Genomic DNA, 17906 nt, shown 5'->3' on the forward strand with positions numbered 1-17906 from the left:
CCGGAGAAAATCGGCGTTTTATCCCTTGATCAGTTTGTGTTAAAGAACCTCAAACAGCCCGAAACAGGGCGGTGTTGAGCGTCGTTTGGGGGTAGCATGATCCGCGGCAAATCCATTTCGCGACTGGCCACAGTTCTGGCATGTACGGCGATCCTTGCCGCGTGCGGCAACTCCGGGCGTCCAACGACAGGTGGCTTCTTCAATCAACAGGAAGTCCCGCTTGAAAACTTCACCGCGCAGCAGATTTTCGAGCGCGGCGAATTTGAGCTGGAACAGGACGATCTGAGCGAGGCGGCGTTCTATTTCTCCGAGATCGAACGCCTTTATCCCTATTCCGACTGGGCGCGCCGGGCGCTGATCATGCAGGCCTTTGCCTATCACCGGGACCGGGACTATCCCAATTCCCGCTCCTCCGCGCAGCGCTTCATCGATTTTTACCCCGATGACGAAGATGCGGCCTATGCCCAATACCTGCTGGCCCTCAGCTATTACGACCAGATTGACGAGATCGGGCGCGATCAGGGCCTGACATTTCAGGCGCTGCAATCCTTGCGTGAAGTGATCGAACGCTATCCCGACAGCGAATACGCCAAATCCTCGATCCTGAAGTTTGATCTGGCCTTTGACCATCTGGCTGCGAAAGAGATGGAAATCGGGCGCTTCTACCTGCGCCGCGACAACTTTGCCGCGTCAATCAACCGGTTCCGCGTCGTGGTCGAGGATTTTCAGACCACCACGCATACGCCCGAGGCGTTGCACCGGCTGGTTGAGGCCTATCTGTCACTTGGTCTGACAGACGAGGCGCAGACGGCGGGTGCCATCCTTGGCTATAACTACCAATCGACCGAGTGGTACGATGACAGCTACAAGTTGCTGACCGGGCGCGGCCTTGAGATGCGCGCACGCGGCAACAACTGGCTGGCGCAGGTCTATCGTCAGATGATCAAGGGGCGTTGGCTCTAGGGTCATGGCGGGGTGACCGTCTTATCATGGACAGGCACTGATGCTGCGCGGGCTTGATATTTCGAACATGCTGATCATTGACCGGCTGGAGCTTGAGTTTCAGCCCGGTCTTAATGTGCTGACAGGCGAGACCGGGGCCGGTAAATCCATTTTGCTGGACAGCTTGGGATTTGTGCTGGGCTGGCGCGGGCGGGCTGAGTTGGTCCGTCAGGGCGCATCGCAGGGCGAGGTCACCGCGTCCTTCGACATCGGGCCCGATCATCCGGCCCACGCCGTTTTGCAGGATGCGGGCTGGCCTGCGGCGGACGAGTTGATCCTGCGCCGCGTCAACACGGCCGATGGGCGCAAGACAGCGTGGGTCAATGATCGGCGCTGTTCGGGCGACGTGCTGCGCGCCTTGAGTGAGACGTTGATCGAACTGCATGGCCAGCATGACGACCGGGGCCTTTTGAACCCACGCGGGCACCGCGCCATTCTGGATGCCTTTGCCGGAAACGAGAATGCCCGCGAAACCACCCGCACACGCTGGCGCGAGATGGGCCGCGCCCGCAAGGCGCTGGCCGATGCCGAAGCGGCGATGGCTGCCATCCGCGCCGAAGAGGAGTTCTTGCGCCACGCAGTCGCCGAATTTGACACGCTTGATCCGCAACCGGGGGAAGAGGCCGAACTCGATACGCGCCGCCGCATGATGCAGGGGGCCGAGCGCATCCGCGAAGATGTGCAGCGCGCCCATCAGGGTCTGGGCCATGACGGGGCCGAAGGGGCGCTGAGCGATGCGATCCGCTGGCTTGATGGCGTGGCCGAACAGGCCGAGGGGCAGTTGGATGCGCCGCTCGCAGCCCTGGGGCGCGCGTTGGCCGAACTGGACGAGGCAAGCGATGGCATTCTGCGCGCCCTTGAGACGATGCAGTTCAACCCAACCGATCTTGAGGACACCGAAGAACGCCTTTTCGCCATTCGCGCGCTGGCCCGCAAACACGGGGTGGTGCCCGAGGCGCTGAACGGGTTTGCCGAAGATTTGCGGGCCAAGCTGGCGGCCCTTGAGGCGGGCGATGCGGATCTGAGCCGCCTGACGCGCGAACTGGCTGATGCCGAGGCCGCCTATGACGCGGCCGCCGCTGACTTGCGCAAGACGCGCACCCGTGCCGCCAAGGACCTTGATGCCGCCGTCATGCACGAACTCGCCCCGCTGAAAATGGAGCGGGCGGTCTTCGCCACACAAATCATGGACGAGGCCGCAGGCCCTGAAGGGCAGGACGCTGTCGCGTTCTCCGTTGCCACCAATCCCGGCGCACCTGCGGGGCCGCTCAACAAGATCGCGTCGGGTGGTGAACTCAGCCGCTTTTTGCTGGCGCTCAAAGTGTGCCTGACGCGCGAACAGTCGGGCCTGACCATCATCTTTGACGAAATCGACCGCGGCGTGGGGGGCCACGGCAGATGCGGTCGGGCGGCGTTTGTCCACACTGGCCTCGGGCGGGCAGGTTTTGGTGGTCACCCATTCGCCGCAGGTCGCAGCCCTTGGCGCGCACCACTGGCGGGTGGAAAAACAGGTGTCTGGCGATATGACAACCTCGACTGTCGTGCCATTGGCGGCCGATGCGCGGGTCGACGAAATCGCGCGGATGCTGGCCGGTGACACGATCACAGACGAGGCGCGCGGCGCTGCACGTGCGCTTTTGACCCCTTAGTGCCACAGGTTTGATCCGCTCTGGGGTTACGCAGGTGCAGCATTTGGCCTAAACCTAGGTATTCCTTGCGCATTGCGACCCGCAGCTGACCCATGGCCGACCCCAAACGCCCCCTGATTGCCCAGCAATTTGACCTCGCGATGAACGCGTGCCGGGACGGGTGGCTGGTGTTGCGCGATCGCGGACCGTCACAGATCCAGTTCTGGTTCATCGCACTGGCCATCGGGATCGCCGCAGGCTTTGCCGCGCTGTTTTTCCGCAAGGGGATCGAGGCGACACAAGCCTGGCTTTATGGCACGGACGATGTTCAACACCTGCACAGTTTCGCGTCCTATTTGCCGTGGTACCTGATCCTTGTGATCCCGATTGTCGGTGGCCTGCTGACCGGGCTGATCCTGCACAATTTTACCCGCGACGGCACGGCGCGCAGCGTCGCCGACGTGATCGAGGGGGCGGCATTGCGCAATGGGCAGGTGGGCACAAAGGCGGGGATCGCCTCTGCCTTTGCGAGCTTCATCACCCTGTCTTCGGGCGGCTCGACAGGGCGGGAAGGGCCAGTGGTCCACATTGCCGCCGTCATTTCCACCAAGGTGTCGCGCTGGATCAGTGCGGACGGGATCACCGGGCGCGATCTGCTGGGATGCGCCGTCGCAGCCGCCGTTTCAGCCAGCTTCAACGCCCCCATTGCAGGCGCTTTGTTCGCCCTCGAAGTCGTGCTGCGCCATTTCGCTGTCCACGCCTTTGCGCCTATCGTCATCGCGTCGGTCGCAGGCACCGTGATCAACCGTCTGGAGTTCGGCGATGTCACCGAATTCATGCTGCCCGAACAGAATGAATTGGTGTTTTATCAGGAACTGCCCGCCTTTTTGTTGCTGGGCCTTGTCTGTGGCCTAGTTGCCGTTGTGCTGATGCGCGCGATTTTCTGGACAGACGATGTCGGCACGGCGTTCCAGAAATACACAGGCATCCCGCGTTGGCTGCGCCCGGCCATGGCGGGTGTCCTGCTGGGTGGCATGGCGATCTTTTATCCCCACATCATCGGGGTGGGCTATGAAACGACATCGCTGGCCCTGACCGGGAAACTGGCCCTGAACGAAGTCATGGTGTTCGTGGTGATGAAGACGGCGGCCGTTGCCATCACCATGGCGGGCCGCATGGGGGGCGGGGTCTTTTCCCCCTCGCTGATGATCGGGGCCCTGTCAGGGCTGGCCTTTGGCTTGATCGCAACATCCGTGTTCCCGGATGTGTCGGGGTCGGTATCGCTTTATGCCTTGGCGGGCATGGGGGCGGTGGCCGCTGCGGTCTTGGGCGCGCCGATCTCGACCACGCTGATCGTGTTCGAGTTGACGGGCGACTGGCAGACGGGCCTCGCTGTCATGGTCGCCGTGTCAATGTCGACGGCGCTGGCCTCACGTCTGGTCGATCGCAGCTTTTTCCTGACCCAGCTTGAACGCAAAGGCGTGCATCTGGCCGCCGGACCGCAGGCCTATCTGCTGGCCATGTTCAGTGTCAGTTCCGTTATGCGCAAACCAGATCACGCACGGGCCGCGGATGAGGCGCGATGTTGGGAACTGATCGGAGAGGGGATTTACGTGGACGCGGTGGCCACGCTGGAAGTGGCCCTGCCGATCTTTGACCGGACGTTGGTGCCCTTCATTCCAGTGGTCACTTTGACGGGCAAGGATTCCGCGCCGGAACTGAAGGGGGCGGTGTTCCACGTGGACGCACTCAAGGCCTATAACCGCGCGTTGGCGGCAACGGCAGCGGAAGAGCATAGTTGAGGCGTCGGGCGGCTCTATTTGCCTGACGGCAAAGGCGCCCGCCCGCCGACCCACTCCGTCGTGCCCTTTGGATCGTCTGTGTGGCTGGTCGCTTTGCGGTGCAAAGCAACCCTTGCCACCGGTTGCGTTCACCTTCGTGAATTGCAGCGTGGTCTCTTTATGGATCGTCTGTGTGGCTGGTCGCTTTGCGGTGCAAAGCAACCCTTGCCACTGGTTGCGTTCACCTTCGTGAACGCAACCTAAATCTTCTCAACCGCGATGTTTTCGCTGGTGTAAAACGCAAGATGGTCCTTGATCCGGGCCACACCGTCTTTCGGGGCCTCATAGCTCCAAACCGTGTTTTCCAGCGTCTGCGATTTGGTCACGACAGAGAAATAGGTGGCATCGCCCTTGTGCGGGCAGTGGGTGACCTTGTCCGTCTGGTCCAGAAATGCCATCGCGATGTCGTCGCGCGGGAAATAGATCACACTGGGATAATCCCCTTCGCTCAGTTCCAGCGCATTCTGGCTTTCGCCCAGAACGGCCCCGCCTGCGCGCACAGTCCAGGTGCCTTCTGCTTTGCGGATCGTGATGTGATCGGCCATGGAAAGCCTCCTTTTTGCGCGTGTGCATCGTGATGAACGCTACGTGTAACAGATGCGTGACGGTGCTGCCAGAGTTAGAGCGGGCGACACGCCTCGACAAGCCACGCGTGGGCAGTGTCGGACACGCGGGGGCCAATCAGCTCGAGCGTTTCGGCGTGATAGGCATTCAACCAGTCGCGTGATGCGGCGTCCAACATGTCCGGCACGATCAGGTTGCGGTCGACGGGCGCATAGGTCAGCGTGCGCCACTTCAGCATCTCGCGGTGTGCGTCTCCACCCTCGGGCGGCGGGGCCTTTTCCACAACCAGCAGGTTTTCGATGCGAATACCGAACGCCCCCTCGCGGTAATATCCCGGCTCATTGGACAGGATCATGCCCGGCTGAAACGGCACGTGGCTGGTGCGCGCCAGCCGTTGCGGGCCCTCATGCACCGACAGATAGGCCCCGACGCCGTGACCCAGCCCGTGATCGAAATCCTGATGGGCATACCACAGCGGGGCGCGTCCGATGGCCTCGATATCGCGCCCCGCCAGCCCTTTGGGCCAGATCAGGCGGGACATGGCGATCATGCCCATCAACACCCGGGTAAAGGCGGTGCGCGCCTCGTCGGGTGGAGTGCCGATGGCAATGGTGCGGGTGATGTCGGTGGTGCCGTCCAGATACTGCCCGCCGCTGTCGAGCACGATCAGGTGTCCGTCCTGCAGGGTCGCATCCGTCACGTCGGTCACGCGGTAATGCATGATCGCGCCGTTGGGGCCGGTGCCCGCAATGGTTTCAAAGCTGATGTCCTGCAGTGCGTTGTCGCGGCGGCGAAACCCTTCCAACTGGCTGACGACCTGCGTTTCGCGCAAGCTGCCCGGGGCTTGGGCGTCGAGCCATGCCAGAAGTTCGACAACCGCCGCGCCGTCACGCAAATGCGCCTCGGCACTGCCTGCGATCTCGGCTGCGTTCTTGCAGGCCTTGGGCAGGGCACAGGGGTCATCCCCCCATTGCACGCGATCACCGATGGTGTCCGCCACGATGACGGGCACAGTGGATTTGTCGAGGCGTATGGGCCCCTCAAGCGCCTCAAGGGCGGCCAGAAAAGCATCGGGCATGTGGCAGGTGACGCCGTCACCCAGATGATCCACCACGTCGTCGAGTTTGATACCCGCCATGAAAAGATCGACCGCGCCGTCGCGATGCAGAATGGCAAAGCCTTGGGCAATGGGATTGCGCGGAATGTCGGCGCCGCGGATATTGAGCAACCAGCACAAGGAATCCGGCAGGGTGATTACGGCGCAGGCAGCACCGGCATCAGACAATGCCGCACCAAGGCGCGCGCGTTTGTCTGCATGGCTTTCACCTGCAAATTCAAGCGGGTGGACCTTGGCCGGAGCTGTCGCGGGGGCGGGCTGGTCGGGCCAGACACGGTCCACCAGATTGGGGCTTTGCACCAGTTCGACACCGCTGCCTGCCAGCGCCTCGCGCGCCTGTTCCATCTGTCCCGGTGTGTGCAGCCACGGATCAAATCCGACGCGCCCACCCTCGGGCAATTGCTCTTTCAACCACGCGGCAAGGGTGACATCGGGCCAGGGCACCGGTGTATAGACATCGGCCACCTGCGCCTTGACTTGCGTGCGATAACGCCCGTCGATGAACACGCCCGCCACGTCGCGCAAAGCAACGCAAAACCCCGCCGACCCGGTAAAACCCGTAAGCCACGCCAGACGTTCATCCCGGGCCGAGACATATTCGCCCTGGTGCGCATCCGCGCGGGGCACAAGGAATCCGGCCAGCGCTTCAGCTTCCAACTCGGCGCGCAAGGCCTCAAGGCGGGGTGGGCCCTGTTCGGGCCGGGCGGTGACCTCAAATGACTGAAACATGATCCACCTTCATCTCGCCAAATAAACTCCCCCCGGAGGGCCGGTCTCAGCCTGCGCGCTTCATACCCATGACGCGTGCCCGCGCCCGTGGGTCACTGTCAAACAGGGCCGCCAGTTGCTCGGTCATGGCACCGGCCAGTTGTTCCACATCCGTGATCGTCACCGCACGGTCGTAGTACCGGGTCACATCATGGCCGATGCCGATGGCCAGCAACTCGACGGCGCGCTTGCGTTCCACCATCGCGATCACGTCGCGCAGGTGCTTTTCCAGGTAGTTGGCGGGGTTCACGGACAGCGTGCTGTCATCGACGGGGGCGCCATCAGAAATCACCATCAGGATCTTGCGCGCCTCTGGGCGGTGCACCATGCGGCGGTGCGCCCATTCCAGCGCCTCACCGTCGATGTTTTCCTTCAAGAGGCCTTCCTTCATCATCAGCCCCAGATTGGGCCGCGTGCGCCGCCATGGGGCGTCGGCGGATTTGTAGATGATATGGCGCAGATCGTTCAGACGGCCGGGCTGGGCCGGGCGGCTATCGTTCAGCCAGGCCTCGCGGGCCAAACCACCTTTCCATGCGCGGGTGGTAAAGCCGAGGATTTCTACTTTGACGTTGCAGCGTTCCAGCGTGCGGGCGAGCACGTCGGCGCAGATGGCGGCGATGGAAATAGGACGACCACGCATCGAGCCCGAATTGTCCAGCAACAGCGTCACGCAGGTGTCGCGGAACTCGGTGTCCTTTTCGACCTTGAAAGACAGGGGCGTGGTCGGGTTGGCCACGACACGCGCCAGACGCCCGGCATCCAGTGTGCCTTCTTCCAGATCGAATTCCCAAGACCTGTTCTGTTGCGCCTGCAAACGGCGCTGCAACTTATTGGCAAGGCGGCTCACCGCACCTTTCAGCGGCTCCAACTGCTGGTCGAGATAGGCGCGCAAGCGCTCCAGCTCTACTGGTTCGGCCAGATCCTCTGCGGCAATTTCTTCATCGTGCTCAGACAGATAGACCTGATAATTCGGATCGGCCTCTGACATGGGCTGCGGGGGTGGGGGCTCCAGCGGGGCCTCGCCGTCAGGCATCTCGGCCTCTTCGCCAAGCTCCTGATCGGCCATGTCATCCATCGACACCTGGGCCTGGGACGCATCCTGCTGCTCTTCCTGCGAGGATTCGGGGGCGGCATCCTCGTCGTCCTGATCCTGATCGTCCTGACCTGTGCTGTCGGGGTCCTGATCCTCGTCCGAGCCTTCTTCGGCCTCGTCTTCCTGATCCTCGTCGATCTGGTCCGGGTCATCGCCCAGCTGATCGCCATAGCCCAGATCGGTGATCACCTGCCGCGCAAAACGGGCAAAGGCGGCCTGATCGTCCAACAGATCGTCCATACGATCCAGCGTTCCGCCCGCCTGATCCTCGATGAACCCGCGCCACAACTCCATCGCGTTCTGCGCACCGCCGGGCAGATCGCGGCCAGTGGCAAGATGGCGGACAAGGTAGCCTGCAGCGGCGGCCAAGGGCACGTCGCTGGCCTGTTTCACCTGATCGTAGCCGCGGCGCATCGCGTCATTCTTGATCTTGGCATCGATGTTGCCTGCCGTGCCCGGCATGTCACGCGCGCCCATCGCCTCGCAACGTGCGGTTTCCATCGCCTCGTACAAATCGCGGGCCATTTCCCCCTGGGGGTTATAACGGGCATGGGTCTGCCCGTTGTGATAGCGGCGGTGGAGCGCAAGGGCATCCGCCGTGCCGCGCGCCAGTAACACTTCGTCCCGCGTCATGCGGCGCGACACCTGCGGCAAGCGCATCGCATCGCCCGACACGCCCGACGGGTCGACCGAATAGCTGACGGTCAATTCCGGGTCATGGGCCATGACCTTGGTGGCCTCGGCCAGTGCCTTTTTGAACTGATCGGCGGGGTTGTCGTTTTGGGTGCTCATGCAGAACCGCCTACGGAATGGTCAGACAGGGTGGCGCGCCCGGTTGCGAGGTCAACCAGCACAGCCACATGAATATCAAGGGCATCGACGACTTCATAGCCCACGTCGCGCCCGTCAAAGGCAAGATTGAGGTCCGTTCCGGCCAGAATGACAGCCTGCGCGCCCTTGTTGGCCACCAGCTTGCGCCCCTCTTCGACAAAGAAGGCGCGCTGCGCATCGGTACACGCGCCGGTGATGGCCATGTCGGTGTACATCTTTCCAACACCATCGATGTCGTCCGGTACCACGGCCCCTGTGCTATCAAGCTGGCCATAAAGCTGCGTGCGCATGACAACGCCGGTGCCCAAAAGCCCTACGGTTTCAAAACCTTGGCTGGCAAAATGCGCATCCAGCGGCGTGACTGCACTGACAAGGGGCAGGCTGGACAGAGGGACCGTCTGATCAAAGCAGAAATGCCCGCCCAGCGACGTGATGGCGACGCAATCGGCACCCGCAGCCTTCAACCGGTCAATCAGCCCCGCATAGACCCGCGCCTGCGCATCCGTGTTTCCGGCCGTGTTGTTGGCCAGCAGCGTGTCCACATCCGCGTTGACAATTGTCAGCTCCAGCGGGGTCCCGGCGGCGCGCATCGCAGCACTCAGCCGCTGGTAATATGAAATTGTGGCTGCAGGACCAATGCCGCCAATCAGGCCGATATGCATCCCGCCCCCGCCGCTTTATCCCAGGCTCACACTGGCCGCTGATTCCGGCAGTTCCTCGTCAAACAGGCGCTGGTAGAACTCGGCCACCGTCTGGCGCTCCAACTCGTCGCATTTGTTGAGGAAAGACAGACGGAACGCATAGCCCACGTTGCGGAAAATCTCGGCGTTCTGGGCCCATGCGATCACCGTCCGCGGTGACATCACGGTCGAGAGATCACCGCTCATGAAGGCCGTGCGGGTCAGGTCGGCGACAGTCACCATCTGTTTGACGGTTTTGCGCCCCTCGGCGGTGTTGTAATGCGGGTTCTTGGACAGCACGATGGCGGTCTCTGCATCGATGCTCAGGTAATTGAGCGTGGCCACCAGCGACCAGCGATCCATCTGGCCCTGGTTGATCTGTTGGGTGCCGTGATAAAGGCCCGTGGTGTCGCCAAGCCCGACTGTGTTGGCGGTCGCGAAGATTCGGAAATAGGGGTGGGGTTCGATCACCTGGTTCTGGTCAAGCAGGGTCAGCTTGCCGTCCACTTCCAGCACGCGCTGGATCACGAACATCACGTCTGCGCGGCCCGCGTCGTATTCGTCAAAAACGATGGCGCATGGATTGCGCAAGGCCCAGGGCAGAATACCTTCCTGGAAATCAGTGACTTGCTTGCCGTCTTTCAACTTGATCGCATCCTTGCCGATCAGATCGATCCGGGAGATGTGGGAATCAAGGTTCACCCGCACGGCAGGCCAGTTCAGACGCGCAGCGACCTGTTCGATGTGGGTCGACTTGCCCGTTCCGTGATAGCCTTGGATCATCACGCGGCGGTTGTGCGAAAACCCGGCGAGGATGGCCAGCGTGGTATCGGGGTCGAACTTGTAGGTTTCGTCGACGACGGGCACACGGTCACTGGCCTCGGCAAAGCCTTTGACCTTCATGTCCGTATCAATGCCAAACACCTCGCGGACGGAGATGTCTTCGCTTGGTTTTGCATTGATATCCATCGCGCCGTCCGCCATTTCGCCGTTCCTTAAAGCTGTTTGCGCGCCCGGTTTGGGCGCGCTGATCGTGGTGCAACATAACGCGGGGAAGGGCAAGGGGAAGGGCAGGCCGGAGACCATAAAGTGCACGAACGCTGCGCAACTGGTCCTGCGCAAATGCACAATTGCCGGGCAGACAGGGCGGGCAATCAGTCAAAGGATCATTGAAATGCAGTTTCTCACTTACGCGCCCCGTCTGCGATGTGCCGCCCTTACCGCCATGGCCGGAGGTGCGGTGGCCCAGACCATGTCCTTGTGGGGGGGTCATTTGGCGCGGTTCTTGCCGCCTATGGCCGTGATGATGGGGGCAGGTGCCGTCGGAGCCGGGATCGCCGGATTGATCCTTGCCGATGCCTTTGGCCGGGCGGGACGCCGCGGCGCGTTTTGCGCGCTGTTGGGCTGGCCCATTGCAACGCTGCTGGGGGCGGTGATCGGGGCGACACTGGTCGTGATCGAGGCCATGGAGTTAAGCGCTGCAACCCTCGCACATGCTGTGTCCGAGGGCGCGCCCTTTGGCATCATGGCATTGATGGACGGGATCAGCACCAGCCCGGCTGTTGCCGGGATCTGGCTGTTGTCAGGTTGGGCGATGCACGTTGGTGCACGGGTCGAACGTCGTGCAACTATTTGAAATTACGACTGTCCTTGATCTGGTCCCAGGCCCAGACGACTTCTTGCAGCTGTTCTTCCTGACTGCGATCCCCGCCGTTCATGTCGGGGTGCAGCACCTTGATCAGCGCCTTGTAGGCCTTGCGCACATCAGCCTTGGTGGCATCTGCGGTGGTCTCAAGGATTTCGATGGCCCGCTTTTCGGTGGGGGGCAGTTTGCGGGCGGCTGCATTGCCGCCGCGCCCCGGATTCTGGGTCGCATTCTTGCCCAGCACCTGATGCGGGTCCTCGATGCCCAAACGGGCCCATGCGCGGGCCTCGGGGTCGGTCATGGGTTTGGTGGCACGTTCCCACACCTTGTCCTTGGACTGCTGTGCGTTAATCTCGGCCTCGGTCGTGCCGTCAAAGAAATTCCATTTCAGGTTATATTCGCGCACGTGCTGCTGGCAGAACCAGAAAAAGTCATCCAGCACGTCCGGTGCCTTGGGCGCGCGGAACTTGCCGGCCTCTTCACATCCCTCATGATCACAGATCCGGGTTGAGGTTTCGGATGCCCCCGACATGCCGCGACGGCCGCGCGGATTCTTCTTTTTGCCGACGAGACGGACATATCGAAACCAAATGGATCAGACTTGCGCATGGGTTGGTCCTTTTCGACTCAGGCGCTCAAGTTTAGGCTATGAGGGCGAGGATTGAAGGGGGTCAGGGAAAAAAATGTCAGTGCGGCAGGAAATAGAAGACAAGTTGCGCGCTGCGTTCGAACCGCGCGAGATCGTCGTGGTGGATGACAGCGCCAGTCACGCAGGGCACGCCGGGGCACCGGCGGCAGGCGAAAGTCACTTTAACGTCATGCTGCGCAGCGCTGAATTCAAAGGGAAAAATCGCGTATCACGTCACAGGTCGGTGCATGCTGCATTGGGGGCGGACCTGATCAGTCGCATCCATGCCCTGGCGCTTGACCTCGACGTTTAAGAGCGACTTTTAAGCATCTGATTTCGTTTTATTGCCGGGTCCGGACAGCCCCTTGAGCGAGGCCGTGACATCCAGGATGTCCTTGGGGCCGTCCGTCTTTTCATGTGTCTCGGAATCGTCCGCTGCGTCGGTCGGTTCAACGGGCTGTTCTGCAACCTCTGGTGTTGCCGCGACAGGCTCAGGCTCAGCGTCTTTTTCCTGCACGGGGGCCTCGGCGACGGGGGTGGCAGCAGTTCGGGTTCGAAATCGTCCATCGGTTGCACGACCACGCGGCGGAAGATCAGCATGTTGCGCCATTCCGTCGTGCTGCCCGTCAGGCCCGCACGCTCGACCGAAGGCAGGGTTTCGGCGCGCTGATATTCCCAGCCGCTGGCCCCCATCTCGTTCATCAACCCCTCAAGCGCGTTGGCAAACCGCCCTTCGGGTCCTTTGATGCCGCGCCCCTTGACGCCCTTGGTCGGGGCCGGGACGACTTTGTATTCCCACGCTGACATAACTTGCCTCTCTCATACTTTGTGCGCGTATAGCGAGGCGAAAGGCCCGTGAAAAGCCCACGCGCGGCACGTGGTTCACCGCCGCCGGATGCCGATGCTGGCCCCGACGCGGGGCGGGCGGGGCAGTTTGCTATGTCCGGCACCCAGGGCCGTAACTTTTTCAAAAATATCGTCGGGCATCGGCGCAACACGCGGTCCCGATTGATCGACATGCAGCGTCAGCGCCTCGCCCGTGGCGGCCAGCCAGCCGTCCTCGTGCCAGATTTCCTGATACGAATGAAACCGCTTGGAATCGAAATCGATCAACTGAAAGGTCACCCGCACCGGGTCATTCACATGCAACTCGCGCACATAGGCGAGGTGAAATTCGGCCACGTAAGTCGTGTTGCCCGTGCGTGCGTGATAGTCGGGGCCAAAGCCCATGATTTCGTAAACCTCGTCGGCGCATTGATCGAAGAGGACGTTGTAATAGGCCATGTTCAGATGGCCGTTATAGTCGATCCATTCCGGTTTCACGGTCATGATCGAGGATGTAAACGGGGCGGTCATGGGCAGGCCTGTCTTTGGGTGTCCGGTATGGTCGAAGGCTAGGCGAGCTTGGCGCAATTGGAAAGGCGACAGGCCGTTGCGCGCGCGCGCAGTGCTGCTAGGTTGCGCGCCAACAGCGAAGGGACCGCCGCAGATGACGCAAGACGCCGTGCAGGCCCAATACGAAGCCTATCCGTATCCCGAGCGCAAACCGAGCGATGAGCGCAAGCGGTTGATCACAGGCTCGCCCTCGCTGCCAGTTGAAATGGATCACTGGCTGTGGGGTGGTGAGCGCGACTGGTCCCAACCTTTGCGCGCGCTGGTCGCGGGGGGTGGCACGGGGGATGCGCTGATCCAGTTGGCACAACGGCTGACGGATGCGGGTCGGCCCTATGACATCACCTATCTGGACATGTCCGTGGCGGCGCGCGGCATTGCCGAAAAGCGTGCAAAAGTGCGCAAGCTCGACCGCATCACCTTTGTCACGGGATCGTTGCTGGATGCGGGCGATTACGGCCTGTTTGATTACATCGACTGCTGCGGCGTGCTGCATCATCTGGAGAATCCACAGGCCGGATTTGACGCGTTGGCGGGGGCTTTGGCCCCGGATGGCGGGATGGGCATCATGGTCTATGCCCCGCACGGGCGGTCGGGCGTCTATCCCTTGCAGGCCGCATTTGGGACGCTGTTTCAAGGGCTTGCCCCGGAAAAGCGCCTCAAGCAGGCCAAACGCATCTTTGCCGCCTTGCCAGATGCGCATCCGTTCAAGCGCAACACGCGACTGGTCGATCACGAACAGGGCGATGCGGGGTTTTACGACCTGCTGCTGCACGGGCGCGACCGGCCCTTTACCATCACCGAAGTGCTGGCGGCGCTGGAGGTGGCGGGGCTTGACTATGCAGGCAGTCCCGAGCCGATGCTGTATGATCCGACACCGCTGATGGGTCAGTTGCCTGCGGCGATGGATCGTGTGGAGCGGATGCAACTGGCCGAAGATCTGCGCGGCACGTTTAAGACCCATGTGATCTATGCGCGCAAATCAGGGCAGGTGGTTGCACCGCCCTTGGGGCAGAAGGATGCCGTGCCGCACCTGCGCGGCGTCGCACCCGAAGCGTTGGCGGCGCATGTCGCCGAGACGGGGCAGATCACCATCGACACGGCGGGCGAGGCGTTCACTTTTGACGTGCCGCGCGCCGCCGCCGGGGCCATTGCGCTGGTGGACGGGCGACGTGACCTTGAACAGATCGGGCGGGGGCAGGACGGGTTTGCGCCGCTCTGGGCGCAGGTCGAGGCGGCGCTGTGTGGCTCGGGCATGATGCACTATTCGTGCATATTGGCCGTTTGATCCTTCGCCTCACCTGAACCGGGTGCCGCTCTCGCGCATCCCTTTGGGATACTCTGCCGCGCACTCAATCCAAAAACTGTTTACGAGTTCAGTTTCTTCGAAACCAACTCATTTACCGCTTTTGGATTGGCCTTGCCCCCCGTCGCCTTCATCACCTGACCCACGAACCATCCCGCCAGCTTGGGGTTCTCGCGCGCCTTTTCGACCTGCGCGGGGTTGGCGGCGATGATCTCGTCCACAGCCGCTTCGATGGCGCCGGTGTCCGTGACCTGTTTCATGCCGCGCGCCTCGACCACCTGGGCCGGGTCGCCGCCTTCGGAGTAGATAATTTCGAACAGGTCCTTGGCGATCTTGCCCGAAATGTCACCCTTGGCAATCAGGTCCACGATCCCGCCCAGTTGGGCAGGGGAAACGGGGCTGTCGGTGATGTCGCGGTCGTCCTTTTTCAGGCGGCCAAAGAGTTCGTTGATCACCCAGTTGGCGGCCTGCTTGCCATCGCGCTCCTCGGCCACGGCCTCGAAATAGGCGGCGGTGTCGACTTCGGCGGTCAGAACGCTCGCGTCATATTCCGTCAGGCCATAGTCGCCCATGAACCGCGCCTTTTTGGCGTCGGGCAGTTCTGGCAGGCTGGCGGCGATGTCGTCCACCCATGCCTGTTCAATCTCGAGCGGCAGCAGGTCGGGATCGGGGAAATAGCGGTAGTCATGCGCCTCTTCCTTGGAGCGCATCGAGCGGGTTTCGCCCTTGTCCGGATCATAAAGTCGGGTCTCCTGATCGACCTTCCCACCACCTTCGACGATGGCGATCTGGCGGCGCGCCTCGACCTCAATGGCCTGCTGGATAAAGCGCATTGAGTTCATGTTCTTGATTTCACAGCGCGTGCCGAGATGGGAGAAATCCTGCGTTTCCTGATACTTCTCGTACTGACCCGGCAAGCAGATCGATACGTTCACGTCCGCACGCAAGTTGCCGTTCTGCATGTTGCCATCGCAAGTGCCGAGGTAACGCAGGATCTGGCGCAGCTTGGTGATGTAGGCCGCCGCCTCTTCGGGGCCGCGGATGTCAGGGCGGGAGACGATCTCCATCAGCGCCACGCCCGTGCGGTTCAGGTCAACAAAGGACATGTTCGGGTCCATGTCGTGGATCGATTTGCCCGCGTCCTGTTCCATGTGGATACGCTCGATCCGCACCAGACGCTTTTTGCCAAGGTCAGGGCCCGGACCCATTTCCACCAACACTTCGCCTTCGCCCACGATGGGGTGGTACAGCTGGGAAATCTGGTAGCCTTGGGGCAGGTCGGGGTAGAAATAGTTTTTGCGGTCAAAGGCCGAAGTCAGGTTGATTGCTGCCTTGAGGCCAAGGCCCGTGCGCACCGCCTGTTCGACGCAAAACTCGTTGATCACGGGCAACATGCCGGGCATGGCCGCGTCCACGAAGGCGACGTTGGAATTGGGTTCGGCCCCGAAGGTGGTTGAGGCCCCGGAAAACAGTTTCGCATTCGAGCTGATCTGGGCGTGCACCTCCATCCCGATCACCAGTTCCCAATCGTGTTTGGCACCGGCAATGGTTTTGATCTTGGGGGTCTCGTAGGTCAGGTCCAGCATGGGTGTCTTCCCGTCTAACAGCGCTGGTGCGGGAATAGATCAGCCCTGTCAGCGCTGCAAGGGGGCGCGACCATTGCGCCCCTATGCAACGGCTCAGCTTATGCCAAACTGACCGGGTTATGAGCGTTCAGGAAACATCACCACCGGCAGGCAGCCTGCTTGCTGAGTACGCAACGCGCGACGCGTACTACACCGACTGTTTTGAAACGCACCTTGAAGGCGATGTGCCGCTTTCGGCCTTTATCACCGCGTTTTACACGCAGCCCCTGTTTCGCGCCGAACGGCTGGTGCTGCGGGTGGCCGCGCGCGCACCGTCCACGGACGCAGATGTGGCAGCACTGGCGGCGGGAGAGGCCACGCGTTTTGCCGTTTGGCAAGTTGAGGGGCGCAAGGACGACGAGATTCTGTTGAAGGACAGAAGCGGGCGCACCTGTTCGTGGCTGCAGGTCGCACCCGGCACGCTGCGCTTTGGGTCGGTCGTGGTGCCGGTCGCGGGGCGCGGTGGAACGCTGACCCTTGGCCCGGTCTTTCACAGCCTTTTGGGTGCACATAAGGTCTATTCGCGCGCGCTTTTGTCAGGTGCCGCGCGAAAGCTGCGTTGAGGTCCGCGCTATTTGTAGCAGTGAAACACGTTGGCCTTGGTGATCGACACGCCGTAATTCGACGTCGATCCGGACACCTGTTCAAACAGGATCTTGATCCCGGCCTTTTTCATGATGGCTGACAGCTTTTTCTTGTCATCATTGCTCAGGTTTTTGACGGAAACGTCCTGCGCTTTGCCGCCCACATGGGGAAAGCCGGGGGATTTTCCGGCCTGCGCCATGATCGCCTTTTTCCACCACGCCAACTGGTCCTTGGTCAGGTCGCCACGTTTCTTGGGCAGTTCCTTGAGCGAGAATTTGGCAAGAAAGCGCGCCTTGATGTTCTTGTAGTTCTTGGCCCGCTTGGGCTGCAGGATGATGTCGAGCTGATCCTGCCACGTCCGGCTGCCAGAGGTCAGGTACGCCTTGCCCTTCAGCTTGGGGTTTTCCTTTTCGAAGGTCGCGATGGCGGCCTGTACGTCACTTTTGATACCCATCTTGTCTGTGTTTCCCTTACCCTAAGAACCCTTGAAAACGGCTGAACTGAAATGTCTGGACCACCTCGCCGTCGCGGATCACGTCGACAACGAAATGACGATAGATGTGCTGGGCGACGGAAATGCGCTCCCATTCAGACAGGCGCAGCACGCCGCCCTCGATCGGCACATCGGCCAGAATGCGGGCATCGGCCAGCGTTGTGATCTCTCCGATCGGGCTTTGATCGGGATCAAAGGCGGTGCCGAAGGCGGATTGGTACTGTGCGCGGAATGTCTCGCGATATGCATCGGCTTCGGCGGCTTCTTCTACGCTGGTGGCCCGCAACGCACCTGCCTGTGAAAAGTCGGGTGGCCCCGCAAATGGGCCTGTCCATCCCAGGACGGCGCTGGCTGGCACGCCCGCCTCAGCCCGGTACAGGCCAAGGCGATCATCGGTGTCACAATTGTCCGGCATGCCCGGGTCAAAGACATTCAACGTCTCATCGGTCACAGGCGTACCTTCCCGCCCGCAGCGCCCCCCGGCGGAGGGTGCGTTTTCGGCCGCAGGGGGTGCACGTCGCGTGCGATCCGGTCAAGCCTTGCGTCTGCGCCCTGTGCATCGTCGCGTAGCGGCATCAGCGATATTGTGTCCGGCCACTGAATGTCATCCCCGTCCGGGGCCATCATGTAGATCGCGCCAGATGGGTAGGATTGGCCAAGCATCACAGTCTGGGCCGCGCCGGATATCGGCATCGCAAATGCGGCGCA

The 17906-nt window shown here is 61.8% G+C and carries 17 protein-coding genes and 2 pseudogenes; 7 read left to right on the forward strand and 12 right to left on the reverse strand.

The features are described from left to right. The first annotated feature begins 96 nt into the window (after nucleotides 1-96). The 3 genes and pseudogenes from ACERZ8_RS13015 (at nucleotide 97) to ACERZ8_RS13025 (ending at nucleotide 4432) form a co-directional block, all read left to right on the forward strand. Nucleotides 97-963 (forward strand): outer membrane protein assembly factor BamD, encoded by an 867-nt coding sequence (locus tag ACERZ8_RS13015; protein WP_407592604.1) that lies wholly within the window; start codon nucleotides 97-99, stop codon nucleotides 961-963. A 40-nt stretch (nucleotides 964-1003) separates the two neighbouring features. Beyond that, a pseudogene (gene recN, locus ACERZ8_RS13020) lies at nucleotides 1004-2651 on the forward strand (DNA repair protein RecN). 92 nt (nucleotides 2652-2743) lie between these two features. After that, nucleotides 2744-4432 carry a chloride channel protein gene (locus ACERZ8_RS13025; RefSeq protein ID WP_407592605.1) on the forward strand — a complete coding sequence of 563 codons (1689 nt, stop codon included), beginning with the start codon at nucleotides 2744-2746 and terminating at the stop codon, nucleotides 4430-4432. Nucleotides 4433-4671: 239 nt separating this feature from the next. Here the strand turns inward: ACERZ8_RS13025 and ACERZ8_RS13030 are convergent, their stop codons facing one another. The 5 genes from ACERZ8_RS13030 to cobS form a co-directional block, all read right to left on the reverse strand. After that, the gene (locus ACERZ8_RS13030) at nucleotides 4672-5016 is read right to left on the reverse strand and encodes a DUF427 domain-containing protein (protein ID WP_407592606.1); all 345 of its coding nucleotides are present in this window, start codon (nucleotides 5014-5016) and stop codon (nucleotides 4672-4674) included. Nucleotides 5017-5090: 74 nt separating this feature from the next. Continuing rightward, nucleotides 5091-6881 (reverse strand): aminopeptidase P family protein, encoded by a 1791-nt coding sequence (locus ACERZ8_RS13035; protein WP_407592607.1) that lies wholly within the window; start codon nucleotides 6879-6881, stop codon nucleotides 5091-5093. A gap of 46 nt (nucleotides 6882-6927) precedes the next feature. Next, nucleotides 6928-8805, reverse strand: a complete 1878-nt coding sequence (gene cobT, locus ACERZ8_RS13040; RefSeq protein ID WP_407592608.1) for a cobaltochelatase subunit CobT — start codon at nucleotides 8803-8805, stop codon at nucleotides 6928-6930. Continuing rightward, nucleotides 8802-9506: an aspartate/glutamate racemase family protein gene (locus ACERZ8_RS13045; protein ID WP_407592609.1), complete on the reverse strand. Its 705-nt coding sequence runs from the start codon at nucleotides 9504-9506 to the stop codon at nucleotides 8802-8804. Before ACERZ8_RS13045 ends, cobT begins: the two co-directional genes overlap by 4 nt. A gap of 15 nt (nucleotides 9507-9521) precedes the next feature. After that, entirely contained in the window at nucleotides 9522-10508 is a 987-nt protein-coding gene (gene cobS, locus ACERZ8_RS13050) for a cobaltochelatase subunit CobS (protein ID WP_407592610.1), read from the reverse strand. A 190-nt stretch (nucleotides 10509-10698) separates the two neighbouring features. On the opposite strand from cobS, the gene ACERZ8_RS13055 reads away from it, so the two are divergent. Next, nucleotides 10699-11160, forward strand: a complete 462-nt coding sequence (locus tag ACERZ8_RS13055) for a hypothetical protein (RefSeq protein ID WP_407592611.1) — start codon at nucleotides 10699-10701, stop codon at nucleotides 11158-11160. Here ACERZ8_RS13055 and ACERZ8_RS13060 read toward each other — a convergent pair. Further along, nucleotides 11153-11778, reverse strand: a pseudogene (locus ACERZ8_RS13060) (J domain-containing protein). The gene ACERZ8_RS13055 and the pseudogene ACERZ8_RS13060 sit on opposite strands and share 8 nt — an antisense overlap. Nucleotides 11779-11852: 74 nt before the next feature. Here ACERZ8_RS13060 and ACERZ8_RS13065 point away from each other — a divergent pair. After that, on the forward strand, nucleotides 11853-12110 hold the full coding sequence (locus tag ACERZ8_RS13065; RefSeq protein ID WP_407592612.1) for a BolA family protein: 258 nt from the start codon (nucleotides 11853-11855) through the stop codon (nucleotides 12108-12110). A 9-nt stretch (nucleotides 12111-12119) separates the two neighbouring features. Here the strand turns inward: ACERZ8_RS13065 and ACERZ8_RS13070 are convergent, their stop codons facing one another. Both ACERZ8_RS13070 and ACERZ8_RS13075 read right to left on the reverse strand, forming a co-directional pair. Further along, nucleotides 12120-12314 carry a hypothetical protein gene (locus ACERZ8_RS13070; protein WP_407592613.1) on the reverse strand — a complete coding sequence of 65 codons (195 nt, stop codon included), beginning with the start codon at nucleotides 12312-12314 and terminating at the stop codon, nucleotides 12120-12122. A 365-nt stretch (nucleotides 12315-12679) separates the two neighbouring features. Further along, nucleotides 12680-13153: a thioesterase family protein gene (locus tag ACERZ8_RS13075; protein ID WP_407592614.1), complete on the reverse strand. Its 474-nt coding sequence runs from the start codon at nucleotides 13151-13153 to the stop codon at nucleotides 12680-12682. 133 nt (nucleotides 13154-13286) lie between these two features. On the opposite strand from ACERZ8_RS13075, the gene ACERZ8_RS13080 reads away from it, so the two are divergent. Beyond that, nucleotides 13287-14477, forward strand: coding sequence for a class I SAM-dependent methyltransferase (locus ACERZ8_RS13080; protein ID WP_407592615.1), 1191 nt, complete (start codon nucleotides 13287-13289; stop codon nucleotides 14475-14477). An 80-nt stretch (nucleotides 14478-14557) separates the two neighbouring features. On the opposite strand, the gene gatB is transcribed toward ACERZ8_RS13080, so the two are convergent. After that, complete coding sequence (gatB, locus tag ACERZ8_RS13085) at nucleotides 14558-16081, reverse strand: Asp-tRNA(Asn)/Glu-tRNA(Gln) amidotransferase subunit GatB (protein WP_407592616.1); 1524 nt, start codon at nucleotides 16079-16081, stop codon at nucleotides 14558-14560. A gap of 119 nt (nucleotides 16082-16200) precedes the next feature. Between gatB and ACERZ8_RS13090 the strand changes: the two genes are divergently transcribed. Further along, entirely contained in the window at nucleotides 16201-16683 is a 483-nt protein-coding gene (locus tag ACERZ8_RS13090; protein WP_407592617.1) for a hypothetical protein, read from the forward strand. Nucleotides 16684-16691: 8 nt separating this feature from the next. On the opposite strand, the gene ACERZ8_RS13095 is transcribed toward ACERZ8_RS13090, so the two are convergent. Genes ACERZ8_RS13095 through ACERZ8_RS13105 form a run of 3 tightly spaced genes read right to left on the reverse strand, consistent with a single transcriptional unit; the run spans nucleotide 16692 to nucleotide 17891 of the window. Further along, nucleotides 16692-17159, reverse strand: coding sequence for a hypothetical protein (locus tag ACERZ8_RS13095; protein WP_407592618.1), 468 nt, complete (start codon nucleotides 17157-17159; stop codon nucleotides 16692-16694). 16 nt (nucleotides 17160-17175) lie between these two features. After that, the gene (locus ACERZ8_RS13100) at nucleotides 17176-17649 is read right to left on the reverse strand and encodes a hypothetical protein (protein ID WP_407592619.1); all 474 of its coding nucleotides are present in this window, start codon (nucleotides 17647-17649) and stop codon (nucleotides 17176-17178) included. Further along, the gene (locus ACERZ8_RS13105; protein WP_407592620.1) at nucleotides 17646-17891 is read right to left on the reverse strand and encodes a hypothetical protein; all 246 of its coding nucleotides are present in this window, start codon (nucleotides 17889-17891) and stop codon (nucleotides 17646-17648) included. The genes ACERZ8_RS13100 and ACERZ8_RS13105 overlap by 4 nt, the downstream gene beginning before the upstream one ends. Nucleotides 17892-17906 lie beyond the last annotated feature (15 nt).

Origin of the sequence: Tateyamaria armeniaca (assembly GCF_045797845.1) — a bacterium.
Classification (GTDB): Bacteria; Pseudomonadota; Alphaproteobacteria; order Rhodobacterales; family Rhodobacteraceae; genus Tateyamaria; species Tateyamaria armeniaca.

Coding starts and splice junctions, on each gene's coding strand:
- ACERZ8_RS13015 (WP_407592604.1), top strand. CDS start 97: ATGATCCGCGGCAAATCCATTTCGCGACTGGCCACAGTTCTGGCATGT.
- ACERZ8_RS13025 (WP_407592605.1), top strand. CDS start 2,744: ATGGCCGACCCCAAACGCCCCCTGATTGCCCAGCAATTTGACCTCGCG.
- ACERZ8_RS13030 (WP_407592606.1), bottom strand. CDS start 5,016: ATGGCCGATCACATCACGATCCGCAAAGCAGAAGGCACCTGGACTGTG.
- ACERZ8_RS13035 (WP_407592607.1), bottom strand. CDS start 6,881: ATGTTTCAGTCATTTGAGGTCACCGCCCGGCCCGAACAGGGCCCACCC.
- cobT (WP_407592608.1), bottom strand. CDS start 8,805: ATGAGCACCCAAAACGACAACCCCGCCGATCAGTTCAAAAAGGCACTG.
- ACERZ8_RS13045 (WP_407592609.1), bottom strand. CDS start 9,506: ATGCATATCGGCCTGATTGGCGGCATTGGTCCTGCAGCCACAATTTCA.
- cobS (WP_407592610.1), bottom strand. CDS start 10,508: ATGGCGGACGGCGCGATGGATATCAATGCAAAACCAAGCGAAGACATC.
- ACERZ8_RS13055 (WP_407592611.1), top strand. CDS start 10,699: ATGCAGTTTCTCACTTACGCGCCCCGTCTGCGATGTGCCGCCCTTACC.
- ACERZ8_RS13065 (WP_407592612.1), top strand. CDS start 11,853: ATGTCAGTGCGGCAGGAAATAGAAGACAAGTTGCGCGCTGCGTTCGAA.
- ACERZ8_RS13075 (WP_407592614.1), bottom strand. CDS start 13,153: ATGACCGCCCCGTTTACATCCTCGATCATGACCGTGAAACCGGAATGG.
- ACERZ8_RS13080 (WP_407592615.1), top strand. CDS start 13,287: ATGACGCAAGACGCCGTGCAGGCCCAATACGAAGCCTATCCGTATCCC.
- gatB (WP_407592616.1), bottom strand. CDS start 16,081: ATGCTGGACCTGACCTACGAGACCCCCAAGATCAAAACCATTGCCGGT.
- ACERZ8_RS13090 (WP_407592617.1), top strand. CDS start 16,201: ATGAGCGTTCAGGAAACATCACCACCGGCAGGCAGCCTGCTTGCTGAG.
- ACERZ8_RS13095 (WP_407592618.1), bottom strand. CDS start 17,159: ATGGGTATCAAAAGTGACGTACAGGCCGCCATCGCGACCTTCGAAAAG.
- ACERZ8_RS13105 (WP_407592620.1), bottom strand. CDS start 17,891: ATGCCGATATCCGGCGCGGCCCAGACTGTGATGCTTGGCCAATCCTAC.